The organism is Proteus hauseri (assembly GCF_040139125.1).
In the GTDB taxonomy this organism is placed as follows: domain Bacteria; phylum Pseudomonadota; class Gammaproteobacteria; order Enterobacterales; family Enterobacteriaceae; genus Proteus; species Proteus hauseri_B.
In genome coordinates, this window is record NZ_JBEEUB010000011.1 from 1 (window position 1) to 16148 (window position 16148).

The following is a 16148-nucleotide window of genomic DNA, read 5'->3' on the forward strand; positions in this document are numbered from 1 at the left end:
TGTCTCCCCCAGCTGATACTGAGTGGGTTACCGTCGGGATTAAACTTCCAGCAGGCATTGAGGCGTTACCTTTAAATGTACTTTATCGTTCCGACATTTGCCAACGTGCTCGATATAATTCTGCGGGTGAGAAATATTATATTTCTGGTTTTAACCCTAATACCGTGGCACTTAAACAACAAGGTAATAGTGATATCTATCAAGTACAAATCGCCCTTAATGGGGGGGGGTCATGTCAATGGCAATTAAGTGAAGTTTGGATGTCAATCATTTACAAAAAAACACTGAATACTGATAGTGACTTTAAAACAATACCATCACATAAACTTATTTTAATCTTTAATAACCATAAATTTAACGAAGGAGAAATTATAAGAAATTTAATAAAAAATGAAAAAATAGAACTTAACTATTATCCGGTATTTATTAATAACAATATATCAAATGAAAAAAAATAATCCTGTTTAATAGTTGGGATAGGTCTCAATATATATTAGTCAATAATGAAAAAAACATATTATTTACCCCTATCTTTCATAAAGAAAATATAACGAAGATTGACATACCTAAAGAACGAGAAAAGGAGAATATCCTTTATTATTCAGATGGTACTATAGAAAAAATAAACTCTTCAAGACCCAATTATAATAAATTAAAAAGTCTTAACTAAATATAACTCTAATTAAAATCCAGGAGGTTATTTGAATTTGTTTCTTTTAAATATAAAGCAAGAGAAGAAATGGATCTTTTATCCGTTTTTTCTCTTACTTTCTATCATCATTGTTATTAAAATATTTAACTCAGCAGTGATATAAATAAAACCCCCTCTCCTATTTAATACCAAATAACTTACTGTTGGTATTCAACATCTAAAAGAGATTGAAGTATCACTTTTTAATATACATTAATGGAATAATTTATGAATAGAAAAATTATATTATTAGGCGATAAAACCAGTCATGGTGGTACAGTTATTACAGCCACCTCTGATTTTATTATCAATGGAAAAAAAGCGGCTAAAGTAGGAGATAAAGTTAATTGCCCAAAGAGAGGGCATGGAATTAATTATATTATTGAAGGTTCACCTTATTTTACTTGTCAAAGTACAGCTCTTGCGACTGAGGGATGCCATACAGAGTGTGGTTGTTATCTTATTGCTAGCATTACTAATTTTTCATTGGATTAATTATGGCATGGAATAAAGAATCAATTAAGTTAATATCAAAACCTACTCCTTTTCCTTATTTTAAATGGTGTTTAGCAATAGGTTTGTCGATTTTATTTCTAATCTATTCTTTAAGTTTTAAAAATAAAGATGAAGTTGCACAACAGAAAGAATTATTTAGTATTATTATTTCTACTCTACCTTTTTTAATAACAATAATTACATTTTTATATAAGCATATGATTTATATAAAAAACAAAAATATTTATTCTTTTTTATATAATGAAAAAAAATTTGCAGATAAAAAATGGGAGGATTGGGGAAGACGTAGTGTTTGTGTTATCGATAGCCTTGTTTTTCTTCCACAAAAGACAACGATTTCATATATAAAAAATAATTTATCAGAACATATATCATGTTATCACCTTCCTCTGGATATCGACTATTTAGATGATAAAAATCCATCAGTTTATTATTTGTTAAAAAACACACAACAAACCATAGAGAAATTACTTGATAAACTACCTATTAAAATAAAATATTTAACGACTAAAGATAAAAATAAAATAAGAAATGAATTTCAGCTTGTATGGAGAGAACTTTTTATTAATAAAGAAATACTAGATTTTGAAATAGTTGAAGACTTATCTTATCAGCATATAGAAAATACTATAGCAAATAATAATAATTATATTGAAATAATAATTATCGATCAGATTTTTACAGAAAAACAATCTTCAGTCTTGGCAATATTGATTATGGCATCAGATGAAATAATTAAAAAATATAATATTGACATAATGGTTAATATTCAACGTCCCATGTTAATTTCAGAAGATGAAAATTACCAAGAAGCACTAAGTATCTTTAGCGAAATTCAAATTGAATCGACTTTAGCCACACATGTTATTCTGGATAGTAAAGCAAATAGTAATATAACTTCAGCATTGTTCAATAATGATTGTCCATTAAATAAAATATCATTAGATAGCACCATGGATTTAGAATATTTTATTGGGCCTATTGGTGATTATTCTTCTTGGATAACAATGGGTTTATCTGTTAACTTTGCATATCAATATAAAAATAATGTTATTTCTTTATCTCATAAAGAAAATAACTTTTATATTAATACGATAACGACAAATAACGAGCGAATGGAATGAATGTGAAATTTTTATCATTATCTATAAAAACTACCTTCTCTTTTTTTATTATATTAATTCTTTGTATCGTCATCTGGCGTTATGGTGAATATTTTTTTATCGATACGATAAAAAAGAAAGAAATAGCTATTATTACTCTAGCATTGGTGTCTTTTTTTATTAGTACTTTATTTTTTTATTTTAATAAAATCAAAAAATATAAATATAGAAATAATGAGAAAAATTACAATAAATATCCTTCTGAAGAAAAAAGAATAAAAGGAGAAAGTAGTAGTAATAATCTTTTATTAGAAAGAATGAAAGAAAGTTATGGTTTATTTTGGCAGGGAAAAGTAAAAATTCACTTGTTAATAGGTACCTCGACTTCTATCGAAAAACTCGCCCCAAATCTAACCACTGAACTCTGGCAAGAAAATAACGGCACACTACTTATTTATGGTGGAGATATAAACCAAAATAGTAATGAGAATTTAATTCAAGACTTAAAACAACTTCGTCGTCGTCGTCCTTTAGATGCGGTGATTTGGGTATCTGAAAATAACTTGTCACAACAACTTTTAGGGCATTCACAATTAGCTCATCTTAATCAAACGAGTTCAGACACAGCAAGCCGCTATTTTCACCAGCTATTTCGCCAATTACGTTGGCAAGCACCAATATGGTTGTGGAATGTCAGTAATAATGGTGATATGACAATAGAAGATACGCCTGCTGTACTCTATTCCGCACCTTTAAAAGCTACTTCTGAAATACTTTCTGACGATCTGGGAAACCTATTATCCGCACTGATTGAACAAGGCACACAAGCCGTATTACATAACCAAACACACACTTATCTGTTAGCACTTGCTCGTTTTTTACAGCATGACGGTTGTGAAAAATTAGCCAATAACTTAGCGCCTCTTTTATCAGGTTATCGCTCGTTACCTTTTGCTGGCATATTATTTAGTACACCATCACCAGAGAATTTATCTTCAGCGCCCTCTTTGGATCATCAATGGCTAACTAATTCTCATTGGAAAGCATTACTGTTGGCAAATTCTCAACTCCCAGCTCAATTAAAAGCCTCCCCTTTAGGCATCAATGCAAAACGTGTCATGCAATATACTGCTGCCACCGCAATGGCACTTTGGGGCGTTGGTATGGTGGTCTCTTACTTTATGAACCGCCAATTAATGACGCAAAGCCAACAACAAGTTCAACTTGCGACTGATAACCATCAATCTGAATTAGCTCGCTTACAAGCCCAATATGGCTTACAGCAAACCCTCGGTATACTGAGCCACAGAGCCAATACGTCAGTTCCAATTTGGTTTCGTTTTGGCTTAAACCAAAATGCCCCATTACTTGACCAACTTTGGCCGATTTATAGTCAATCCATGTTGCCGTTATTACGGGATTCAACTCAGCATCATCTTGAAACTTATCTTCAAAGCTTTGTGCAGCTTCCACCTGAAAGTGCTGAACGCATAGAAGGCGCTCGTTCTGCTTATCAAGCACTGAAAGCCTATTTAATGATGAGTGATCCTTCTCATATAGAACCTGCGTTTTTTACTGAAAGTATACTCAATATTTGGTCCCAAAATAAAGGTCTAAAAGAAGGTGAATGGCAAACATTAGGCACCGAATTACTCACCTTTTATGCATCGCAATTACCTCAACATAATGATTGGGTAATTCAACCTAATCGCACATTAATTGCTGGTAGCAGAACAATTCTGATCCGCCAAATTGGTCAACGAAATGGAGAGTTAGCCCTTTACCAAAAAATATTACAGCAAGCACAATATAATTTCGCAGAGATGACATTAGATGATATGACCGGTGATACCGATGTCAGCTTCTTATTAACCTCAACCGAAACTGTTCCTGGTATTTTTACCCGAAAAGCATGGGAAGATTCTATTGAACCCGCAATTAAAAAAGCGGTAAATGAAAGACGTGAAGAGATAGATTGGGTGCTGAGTGATACGCAAAAAAATGCAGAAATTGATATCTCACCTGAAAAGTTACAGCAAAACCTGACTGAGCGCTATTTTAATGATTTTTCAGGTAGCTGGTTAAGCTTTCTCAACGGATTACAATGGCGAGAAACACAAAATTTATCCGATACCATTGACCAATTAACATTGATGAGTGATGTACGACAATCACCGATTATTGCGTTAATGAATACCCTTTCTTATCAAGGTAAAACAGGGCGTCAGCAAGAAAAATTAGCCGATTCTTTTGTTAACTCAGCGAAAGATTTACTTAATAAAGAGCAACAACCTGTCATTAACCAAAAAGCAGAATTTACAGGTCCTCTTGAACCTGTTTTTGCACCTATTCTTGCTTTTACTGATCCTCAATCTACCGCTCAAAATAGTGATGCGTTAAGTCTTCAAGCGTATTTAACCCGTGTCACTCGTGTTCGTCTTAAGCTTCAACAAGTGGTTAATGCGCCTGATCCACAAGCGATGTCACAAGCATTAGCAAGAAGTGTTTTTGAAGGAAAAACCGTCGATTTATCAGAAACACGAGATTATGGCAGCCTAATAGCCGCAAGTTTTGGTCAAGAGTGGAGTGGTTTTGGTCAGACTATTCTTGTACAACCGATGTCACAAGCATGGCAGCAACTGCTAGCGCCTACATCTCAAGGCATTAACAACCAGTGGCGCAATGCAGTCGTTAATGATTGGAATATGGCATTTGGTGGGCGTTATCCTTTAAAACAGACACAAAGTGAAATCTCACTCCCTCTTATGGCGCAATATTTACGGCCTGACAATGGGCGTATTCAGCGTTTTCTTGAGACTCACCTTAATGGTGTTTTACATAAAGAAGGAACACATTGGGTTCCTGATACCACCAATGCTCAGGGCTTAACATTTAATCCTGAATTTTTAAAAGCATTAGATAAACTGAGTTATTTAGGCGATGTTGTTTTTGCTAATGGTGAAGCAAGGCTCTATTTTGAATTACGCCCAGGAACCTCATCAGACATAATGCAAACGCATCTTATAATAGATAAACAATCGCTTATTTATGATAACCAACAGCCACAATGGCAGCGTTTTGTTTGGCCTGCAGATACGGTTGCATCAGGCGCTTCATTAAGTTGGATAACCACTAATACAGGCACACGTATATATGGTGATTATCGTGGTGTATGGGGAATTATTCGCTTATTCGAAGACGCTAAAATAACGCCTTATGCAGGAAGCAGCAGCAGTTATTCCATAAATTGGAAAACATTAAATGGCAAATCCTTAAATTACACGTTAAGAACTGAAATGGGTGAAGGTCCTATCGCTCTTTTACAACTACGTGATTTTGTTTTACCTGAAAAGATATTTTTGGATTAGATACATTATTTAATTTTCCGCTTTGCTTTATTCATTTCTATTTTAACGCTGAACGCTTATTCTCTTAAAAGGAAACATATTAACTATGTCCTTATTGGATACCTTAATTAAAGCCTGTTTTTCTGACGACCAAATAAAAATACAAAAACTTGCTCAGCAGCAAATTGTATTATGGGAACGTTGGTTATTACCTATTACTTCTGAGCAACCTGTCGGTAATGATCCCGCTTATGATGATAATTTTGAACGAATGAAAGAAGAAGTAAATAAATTATCGGGTGCTGATACCGATTTAATTTGTTCATTAGCTGAGAACTTATTACTTAATTCATGTAAAGATGTTCGTGTTATCACTTATTATATTTGGGCTCGATTACATAAAGAGGGCGAACATGGTTTTGCTGATTCATTAGGGCTTCTGGCTGGTTTACTTAACCGTTATCATGATGCTTTATTACCTATTCGAGCCACCAGCCGTAAAGCCGCTTTAGAATGGCTATCAGGACAACGTGTATTAGATAGCTTGTCGCTCTATCCTGAAGTCGACCATAATGAATTTTCTCGTATTGTTGCCTTATTAGCGACTATAGAAGCTGAATTAACAACATGGAATGATGCAGATAAACCTCAATTAATAGGTCTATTTAAAGCGCTAGAAAAACGACTTGCTCAATCAGGAGGAACGGACTCATTAGTGCCCCAAAATATAAGTCGTACTGAACCTAATTATGGTAATAAATCAGTTGCATCTCCCCCATCACAAAGCACAACAATAGAAACCATACAATCGGGGAGAGAGTTATTAGATCAATCCAAAGTACTTGCTAATTATCTGCGTAATCAACCTAATGGTTGGTTAGCAGGTCATCGCCTAATGAAAGTTGTAAGATGGGATACGCTTCATCAATTACCTCCTCAAAATCAACAAGGTTGTACGCGTCTTTCTTCACCTCGTTCAGATGCAAAAGCACAATTAAAACGCCTCTATTTACAGCAAAGCTGGGGAGAGTTAGCCGAACAAGCCGATAAACTATTTGCAGAAGGAGTTAACCATTTTTGGTTAGATTTACAGTGGTATCTCTATCAAGCATTAAGTAAGTCACCTACGCCTTGGAATGTCTGGTCTGATATTATAAAAAGTGATTTAAAACAATTTCTTATTCGCCTACCCGGCTTAGAAAACCTCTCATGGGAAGATGGTATTCCTTTTGCCGATGAGGTCACATTAAATTGGATAAAACAGCATGTCATGGAAGCCAGCTTTGATGTGATGCAAGACTTACCTAGCTCACCGATTAATCAAATTGGTGACGATGCCATTCTGACCTTAGAGATAGAAGCGATGACACAAGCTGATAACGAAGGTATAGAGATCGCACTAAAATGGCTTCAGCATCGTCCTGATATTAAAACACCCAGACAAAACTGGTTATTGCACCTTGTTATGGCGCGTATTGCAGAGCAGTTTGCTCGCCAAGATCTCGCACTTAATTTATTGCACGAATTAGATAAAAAAGCACAAATTATGCCTTTATCTGATTGGGAACCTGACTATATTTTTGAAATAAAAGCACGACAACTTCAATTATTAAGAACAAAGAATCAGCGTAATACCGTAGACAAAACAACCATCGAACAGCAAATGGAAACGCTATTAAGAGAATTAACCTCTCTTGATCCTGTTCGCTCTGCAATTCTTTATTCCTGATCTTCAATCATTATTTAAGGTATCAAATTAATGGATGATTTAACCCTGCGCTATTTTGATGCGGAAATGCGTTATCTACAAAAAGCCGCTAAAGAGTTTGCTCAAGCACACCCAGATAGAGCAGCAATGCTTGATTTAGATAAAGCAGGTACGCCCGATCCTTTTATTGAACGTTTATTTGAAGGCTTTGCTTTTTCAATGGGACAATTACGACAAAAAATTGATGATGATTTACCTGAATTAACCGAAGGATTAGTAAGTTTACTCTGGCCTCACTATTTACAAACTATTCCCTCTTTATCTATTGTTGAATTAACACCTGATATTCAAAAAATGAAAATGGCGGAAGATCTACCCGCTAAATTTGAAATACTTTCACGTCCAATAGGCGTAAAAAAAACAGTCTGTCATTATCGAACAACCCAAGACTTAACCCTTAATCCATTAAATTTGTCTTCTGTTTATTTAACAACAGAGCCTGATGGCAGATCAATTATTCGATTAAAATTTCAATGTAGTGAAATGATAAATTGGTCAGAAATAAATTTAACTAAGCTCTCATTCTATTTAGCTGGTGATATTCCGACAACCAATGCATTGCATTTAGCGCTGACAAAACAGGTCGCTAATACTTATTTAAAATTACCACAGTCAAAAGATAGGATTGCCCTACCTCTCTACTTTTCACCAGGTGGATTTGCCGATAACGATACACTTTGGCAAAAAAGCGATAGCACATTTAGTGGTTATCAATTATTACTCGAATACTTCTCTTTTCGTGAAAAATTTATGTTTGTGTTACTTAATGGACTCGAAAATATCACGTTTCCAGAAGAAACCCAGCAGTTTGAATTAGAGTTGGTACTCAATACATTATGGGATAATGATTTAGCACTTAGCGATGAAAATATTCGTTTACATTGCGTGCCCGTTATTAATCTATTTAATATTGAAGCAGATCCTCTTACTGTTAATGGGTTAGAGAGTGAATATTTATTACGACCTCGGCGAATTCAAGATGGACACACAGAGATTTACTCTGTTGATAGCGTACATGGCTCTCAGCGCTCTCAACAAGCGACTTACGTTCCTTTCACTAGCTTTCGCCATCGTGGTGGTATGTTGCGTCATAATGCACCAGAACATTACTTTCATACTCGTGTAAAACGAGGTGTCTCTGGATTACACGATACTTGGCTTATTCTCGGTGGTGATACACAAGATGTGAGTCAAGCCACACAACCTGAAACGCTTTCGTTGCAACTCACTGGCACTAATGGGCAACTACCTCGCAAAGCACTTCAAAGTACCTTGCTAGATAGAACAGAACAGACGCTACAAGTCCCATTAACTGTGCGTAATTTATGTAAACCCACCCTACCGCTTTATCCACCAGCAGAAGACCGTTTTCATTGGCGAGTATTAAGTCATCTTGGCTCAAGTTTTCTTAACATGATGGATAATGCCGACGTTTTACGTGGCACATTAGCGCTCTATGACTGGCGTGATGATGATATGAATCACCGTAAACTTGAAGCCATTATCCACGTTACACATCATCTGATAGAACGTTTTGAAAAAGGTTTTTTGCAGCGGGGAATTGATATAGAAATCACACTAGACGGCAATGGTTTTAATGGTGAAGGCGATATTCATCTCTTTGGTGAAATGCTTAATCGCTTTTTTGCCCTCTATGCTGATATTCATCTTTTTAATCAACTCAGTCTGATTATTTTACCTACCGGAAAACGAATTCAATGGAAAGAGAGCCACAAACCACAGCTACCCCGCTAATTAATGCACTTGGTGATAAACTGCCTTACACCAATTTCTATCGTTTTTGCCAATTACTGGAAAAATCTTGTATTGATAACCCCGCATTAGGTTGCTCTCAAGATCCAGAGCATGATCCGATTCGATTTCGCCCTCATCGCGGTATGGGGTTTCCTGTTACAGAAATTAGAGGCATTGATCCTGTTGATCGTTATCGCAATAGCTCAATTCCTAGTATAAGAACCACTTTTCTTGGTCTTTACGGTATAACTTCTCCTTTACCGACTTCTTATCTTGACGATATCGCTCAATATCGAGATGGCACCGATGCACTTACTGATTTTTTAGATATTTTTAATCATCGTCTTACTACACAGTTTTATCGGATTTGGCGTAAATACTCTTACCCTGCAACATTTGAATCTGGGGGAAAAGATAATACTTCACAATATCTTTATGGGTTAATTGGGTTAGGGATCCCGGGTTGTGAAAATCATATACAAGCGCCGCTATCACGCTTTTTAGCACTGCTCAGTATATTAAGATTGCCAACACGTACAGCTGAAGGGATCAGCGCTTTGGTAAAACTGCTAGCGCCATTGACTCAAGTAACAATCACGCCACATGACCCACGTAGGATAATCTTAGATTCGCCAACAAAAATATCTTGCCGACAACCTATTACCTTAAAAAATAAACCTGTATTAGGTTGCTATGCCACTGATGTAAATAGCCAAGTGTTAATACAGCTTCATACTGAAGATAAGATTGAAGCTCGTGGATGGCTGCCTGACGGTACTATTTATCAAGATCTAATGGCATTACTTCGCGTGTATTTAGGTGCAAGAGTTAATGCTCGTTTACGCTTAACACTTCCAAGGAAGCTATTACCTGACGCTAAATTGAATACGACAAAAAATCAGGGTGTTCAACTTGGTCGCACTGCGGTTATGCGCCCTTGTAGCGGTTCATCTAAACCTAAACAACCAGCTTCAATCTCCATTGGACTTGGTATATATCAACATCTATCACCTAACGTTCAACATAATAAAAGTGAAGAATATGGCAACTATCAATTCTAAATCTCAATCACATTTTTTATCTATTTGGCGATTTACACTGCTATTACTTATCTCATTAACTATTGCTGGATGTGGGTTAACACAAACTATTAGCGATGGCACAGTAGCTATCACTAAATCCATTTTCTATAAACAAATCAAAATATTGCATTTAGATTTCATAGCGCGTGAAGCACTTAATACCGATGATAATGGTGTATCACTTTCTGTGGTTGTACGTGTTTTTCAATTAAAAACTGTCGATACCTTTAATAATAGCGACTATGAATCGCTATTTAATCAAGACGAAGTGATTCTTAAAGATTCACTGCTAGCACAACAAGATTTACGTATTCGACCCGCTGAATCAATCGCATTAGATATGCCGATGGAAAAAGAGACTGAATTTGTTGCTATTGCGGCGATGTTTCATACTCCTGATGGCATTAAAAATAGCTGGCGAATTGTTATTCCTAAAAAAGATCTTGATCCAGATAATGCACGTAAAATTACTCTCGATGAAAACACCTTAACTTTACAACCGATGGATAAAAAATAGTTATGCCTCAACCTTCGCTTTATGAAATGTTAACGGGTTACTTTGCTGGAGGGTTACCTGTTAGTTCTTTAACAGAAGAAGAACAAGTCATTTTATCGGTAATGGATAATATTCGTCGAATTCTTAATTCTCGTGCGGGTACATTAAAACACTTACCTGATTATGGCTTACCTGATATGAGTAAGATAATTCAAAGCTTACCGGGTAGTGCACATAAAGTAATGGCAATTTTATCAACAACATTAATAAAATATGAGCCTAGAATAAAAACCGTATCACTAGGAATATTACCAGAAAATGAGTTTGGCAAATTGCGTTACTCGTTAGATATTGAATTACATGAGCAAGGTCTTATTCGTTATGGTACTGAGTTTTTACCTGATGGGCGGATCTTCCTTCATCACTTAAAAAACAATTCAACCTAGCTTAATACTTTTCATTGCTTCAGTTCTAACAACAAATTAACGCTTAAACCTATTTTTGAGGCAGTTATGAGTGCTTATTTAGATTCACTTCCTATTGGTCGTGACCCTCGTGTTTTTAATCAATTTTTATCCCTTAAAGAAGAGTTAGATAAACGCTTTCATCCAGCTCGTCCTGATATTAACTGGCAACAAGTTTATGATTTATGTCTCTCTTTATTTAATCAAAATGGAATTGACCTCCAAACTACAGCTTGGTTTGTTTTATGTCGCCAACAACAAGCTGGGTTAAATGGATTAAATGAAGGGCTATCTCTTATTCATAAAATACTCATTCAACACTGGCAAACCATATGGCCAACACAAACACACACTAGAGTAAGTATCCTTTCTTCACTTAGCCAACAACTCGTTACTGGAATTAGAGGAACTCATTTTGTTTATGCTGACTTACCTCTTTTATATCAAGTAGAAGAGTCATTAAAGAATATAAATGGTCATCTTCAACAATTAGAATTGAAGCACCTTATACAATTTGAGCATTTACAGAGTTTAATTATTACTCAGGCAAAACAACTAGAAAACGCAGATACGCTTGATAACGATTTTTATCCTCTTAATGTATCTAGCCCATCGACTATAGTAAATAAAGGGGGGAATAGTGTAACATCCTCAACTGAGCCATCTCTATCGAATATAAATACATTTCAAGAGAACCAAGCCGCGCCACAATCCTATACATCAACATCAATTCAATTAGATCTACCTATAAAGAAAAAAAATAGGCGCGACTTATGGCAAGGTATTTTTATTGGCGTATTACTGAGTAGTTTATGTTTTTTTGTGATTTTTTATTTTTGGCTATCTGAATTAAAAGATGAAAGATTAATTGATACACTTCCTTATATTCCAACCTTTAATTCACATACTAGTTCGATTATTGAACAACAATTAACTAATTATTCAGATATAGAAAAACCACTTAATCAAGAACAATTTTCTCTTGTTCAACAACGATTAGATGAGTTGCTATTACTTTCACCTATTTGGGCGCAAAGCTATGGAATAGTAGTAGTCAATTATTTAAAAACACAATATGAGAATAACGATGAAGTGTCTTTATTTATTCAGAGTTGGAAAGGCAACATTCAAGTCAATGCGATGGGAGATGATAAACTTACACAATGGTCTGAAGGAATGGCTCAACTAGATGCATTAAGTGAACGCCTAGATAGTTTTGATGGTAATCCTAAAAATTACATTACTGGTTCTGAATTAAAATCGATTATTTTTAAAGCTCGTCAACACTTTATCCAAGGAAAACCGCTCGAAGAAGAGTTACGTTTACTTGAACGACAACCTTCTAAAGAAGCAATTCCAGATTCAGAATATCAGCAAATAGATAACCATTTTAAGCAGTTATTAAATCGATATGCTTTATTACGTAATCAATAAGTTTATTTTTAAAATAAGACCAATAAAATTGGTCCTATTTTCATTTAGCTAGTATCTGATTTTCGTATAAAAAAGATCCCTCAAGAATAATCGCCAAGAGGGATGTTATCGAAACTTAATTAGAATGAATAACCGAGATTTATCCAACCGGTATAATCTGTTCTATCAGAATTAGCTTCTCCACTAATACGTACATCAGAAGTAAAACCGTTCTCACTCACTAACGACATACCCGCATCAAATGAACCTGACGTTGATTTATCTTTCGTTGTCACACGTACAGAATTAGCATTAGGCACTTGCTGATCTATTTTAATTTCATCGCCATATAATGTTTGATGTACACCTAAGCTTAAATAAGGTTTAAGGAGTGTTTCATTGGTTAATGGATAACGTCCATCAAAACGTAATTTAGCATTCGCAATAACGGCTTGCCCACTGTAGCTTTTATAATGGGTATCAATTAAATCATAATCGACATTATGAGAAGATACAGTATAACCTTCACGTTGCTGCCAAATATGAGTTAGTCCTAACATTGGTGTGATTTTATAGTTACGGTTGATATCCCAACTCTTACCTGCTGAAATATCCGTATAAAGCCCGTTACTAGTGTAATCGGTGCTCTGGTTTCCTATACCTGAATAATTATTGCTGTCTGTATAATCAGTTTTACTGCTAAACCATGTTGTTGTTGCAGTGGCAAACATATCATTTTCAAATGTCATCCCACCTTGCATACCCAGCATAAAGGTATTTACATCTTCTTTGCGTCCATCTGACGTGCCATTAAAACTAGTTTCTGCTTTTTCGTAACCACCATGCCAACCGAGGTTAAAATTATCAAACTGATGATCTTGTCCTAATAACACCCCATAGCGATGACCGCTATAACCAGATGAAACCTGATCACGGCGATAATCTCCGGCATAAGGCGTAATAAACATACAGTTGCTTGCATCTGTTTTTTCATTACATCCTTCACGGATAAATTGCTCATTTAACCGTGATGAAATGATATTAGATGCTTGAGTCATTGATGAACGCTGAACTAACGCAGATACACCGGCATGTGAAACATGGGGAGCATAAACTAACGCAGCAGAGCCTAAATCACCGCTACCAGTGTTTGTATGAATCACTTTAAAATCTTGATTAATACCAGAAAGAGAATCGATATTTCCAGTAACCGTTGCAGCCTGATTATTACTGGTATCGTAAGCTAAAGAATCAAGAGCATAATCTTTACCATATTCAAACCCATCCCCTTTTTGTCCTGGCATAAAGATAAGATCAGCACCTTTATCTCCATTACCAAGCACAATAGAACCACCATTACTCACTGACCATGGGGTTTCTGAACCTAATGTCATCATATAACTTTCAATATTAACGACAGAACCATCAGCCATGACTTCATAAGCTTGTTGAGAACCATTACCGGATGTTGAAACAAAAATACGTCCTTGCGACTGAATAACTGCATGACCATTTACAACATTAATACCATAAGCATTTGCGCTATCTTCAGCTTCAGCATCTACATTAATAGTGCCATTATTGCGAATAATAACGTTATCACCTTCGGTATATATACCACTGGCTGTTGCTGTTTTACCTGATGCAGTAATATTCATCTGACCATTATTGGTCATCACATGAGTTGGATTGCTCGGGTTGTTACTATCAGGTGTTACATTAGGATTACCTTTAATGGTATGTAAACCTGATGCTTTAGCGATACCACTTTCACTTTTTGCACTGACAGTAAGTTCGCCGTTGTTGGTTAAACCATTTGCCGAGTTGGTATAAATTCCTTGCGCTGTTGCACTATTTTTTGCATCAGCATTAACCGTTATTTTTCCATCATTAAACAGTGCCATATGGTCGCCATAGCGATCATAGGGGTTATCAGAAAATGATAAACCTGCATTAATGCCAGCAGCTTGAGCATCACCTTGATGACTTTGACTAGAGACATCAACACTTCCTTGATTACGTATTGTTGACCAATATGCATCGGAAGCTTGCAAACCATTTGCCGCAGATAGTCCATTTTGGCTTTCTGCCGAAATAACGACACTACCGCCATTTTTATTGGTAAAAGTACCTGATTTAACTAATACCCCACTGGCTCTTGCATCACCCGCCGTTGGTGCTAGGGTTAATGCCATTTTGCCACTATTGGTGGCATCGACAGGATGACCTTCAGTATTAGCCGTTAAATCAGATAATTGAAACTCGTTAATACGCTTATCTGCAATCACTTCAATAGTGCCGCTATTATTTGGCTTTTCAGCAAAATGATAAGTCTGATTTGCATAAGCGTTGCCACTAATAATAAGTGCGGTAGCGATAGCCGATAAACGCCACATTGTTTGGTTCTTCATCATTTACCTCTAAATCAAGATATCGTTTAATTTGAATTAATTAAAATGTCTTTACTTCATTAGAAATTAACAATGAAGCCAACTTTGGCGAAAATATCTTCTTTATCACCCCAAGACCACTCATTTCCTTTATGTGCTTTTTGATCTTTAAATTGTAAATCAGCCATTAAAGAGAATGTTGGATTAAATGGGATTTCAGTATATAAGGCGTAGTTATTATAGTTATAACCACTACCATCATGTGTACGAATACTTCCAACTTCCCAACGTAATTCAAGGTAAGTATTATTAGCAAATCGATATTGTACTAATGGACGAACTGCGGATTCACGCCATCTAAAATCATTATCTTCAGCATGATAATAAAACTTAGCACCCATATTAAAATTATCAGTTAAACGATAAAGATATAAAGGTTCGGTTTCAATATAAGCGCCTCGATCTGCACGATCAATCCAGCCTATTTCTGTATTTAAATGCAAAAAGTTACGACCAAAACCAAGGTTGATTTCAGGGCGAATGTGATACATCTGTTTTTCAGCAGAGTCTTTTGCATCACCAATATGTTCATAACCAAGTTCTACGCCATAACTAAAGTTTTCATTTACCCAATTTATATATTTAGGTAAAAGTTGAATCTCAGTAAAGGTGTCACGACGAATACGATTGCTTCCTGAGCCAACATATTTATTATTTTCAGCGGTATCATAAATAGTTGTTTCACGAATAACATAACCCATACTTAATTTATCAGTAATACGAGTAGAACCATCAGCAATTACGAAAGTACTTAATAATTGTCCTGGGTGTTTAGAGAATTTAATATTTTCATATTCATATCCTGTAAATACTCGTGTTCTTTTTGGTGCTGAATTTTGGCGTGTTGTATCATCATCAACAAAAATAATATCGCCAAAACTACGAGATACACCAAATAAATCTAAATTTGAATTTTTAATGCTTGTTGTATTTTCTTGATTATTTAAAAGCGGTTTTTCTATTTGCTGCTCTGCAAATGTTGCACTTGATGCCATCAGCAATGCAACAGGGAGAATGATCTTTTTCATGCTCGGGTTGATCCTTATTAATTCATCGCTAACCG

11 protein-coding genes and 1 pseudogene are annotated in these 16148 nt (G+C 35.5%); 10 read left to right on the top strand and 2 right to left on the bottom strand.

From position 1 onward, the window contains the following. The 10 genes and pseudogenes from ABN099_RS16110 to ABN099_RS16155 all read left to right on the top strand — a co-directional run. Positions 1-458, top strand: a pseudogene (locus tag ABN099_RS16110) (hypothetical protein); the annotation flags it as partial. A 461-nt stretch (positions 459-919) separates the two neighbouring features. After that, entirely contained in the window at positions 920-1186 is a 267-nt protein-coding gene (locus tag ABN099_RS16115; RefSeq protein WP_349465201.1) for a PAAR domain-containing protein, read from the top strand. Between the two features lie 2 nt (positions 1187-1188). Beyond that, positions 1189-2331: a hypothetical protein gene (locus ABN099_RS16120; RefSeq protein ID WP_349465203.1), complete on the top strand. Its 1143-nt coding sequence runs from the start codon at positions 1189-1191 to the stop codon at positions 2329-2331. A 296-nt stretch (positions 2332-2627) separates the two neighbouring features. Then, positions 2628-5678 (top strand): ImcF-related family protein, encoded by a 3051-nt coding sequence (locus tag ABN099_RS16125; RefSeq protein ID WP_349465205.1) that lies wholly within the window; start codon positions 2628-2630, stop codon positions 5676-5678. Between the two features lie 85 nt (positions 5679-5763). After that, positions 5764-7386: a type VI secretion system protein TssA gene (tssA, locus tag ABN099_RS16130; protein ID WP_349465207.1), complete on the top strand. Its 1623-nt coding sequence runs from the start codon at positions 5764-5766 to the stop codon at positions 7384-7386. Between the two features lie 30 nt (positions 7387-7416). Further along, positions 7417-9180: a type VI secretion system baseplate subunit TssF gene (tssF, locus tag ABN099_RS16135; RefSeq protein ID WP_349465209.1), complete on the top strand. Its 1764-nt coding sequence runs from the start codon at positions 7417-7419 to the stop codon at positions 9178-9180. After that, entirely contained in the window at positions 9144-10241 is a 1098-nt protein-coding gene (tssG, locus tag ABN099_RS16140; RefSeq protein WP_349465211.1) for a type VI secretion system baseplate subunit TssG, read from the top strand. The genes tssF and tssG overlap by 37 nt, the downstream gene beginning before the upstream one ends. Beyond that, a complete protein-coding gene (gene tssJ / locus ABN099_RS16145; protein ID WP_349465213.1) occupies positions 10222-10779 on the top strand; it encodes a type VI secretion system lipoprotein TssJ in 558 nt (185 codons plus the stop codon). Before tssG ends, tssJ begins: the two co-directional genes overlap by 20 nt. Before the next feature lie 2 nt (positions 10780-10781). Further along, the gene (gene tssE, locus ABN099_RS16150; RefSeq protein ID WP_349465215.1) at positions 10782-11204 is read left to right on the top strand and encodes a type VI secretion system baseplate subunit TssE; all 423 of its coding nucleotides are present in this window, start codon (positions 10782-10784) and stop codon (positions 11202-11204) included. A 66-nt stretch (positions 11205-11270) separates the two neighbouring features. Continuing rightward, the gene (locus ABN099_RS16155; RefSeq protein ID WP_349465217.1) at positions 11271-12656 is read left to right on the top strand and encodes a VasL domain-containing protein; all 1386 of its coding nucleotides are present in this window, start codon (positions 11271-11273) and stop codon (positions 12654-12656) included. A gap of 119 nt (positions 12657-12775) precedes the next feature. Here the strand turns inward: ABN099_RS16155 and ABN099_RS16160 are convergent, their stop codons facing one another. Together ABN099_RS16160 and ABN099_RS16165 are read right to left on the bottom strand one after the other, a co-directional pair. Beyond that, positions 12776-15049 (bottom strand): autotransporter domain-containing protein, encoded by a 2274-nt coding sequence (locus ABN099_RS16160; RefSeq protein WP_349465219.1) that lies wholly within the window; start codon positions 15047-15049, stop codon positions 12776-12778. Between the two features lie 56 nt (positions 15050-15105). Then, the gene (locus tag ABN099_RS16165; RefSeq protein WP_349465220.1) at positions 15106-16113 is read right to left on the bottom strand and encodes a transporter; all 1008 of its coding nucleotides are present in this window, start codon (positions 16111-16113) and stop codon (positions 15106-15108) included. Between the last annotated feature and the right edge of the window lie 35 nt (positions 16114-16148).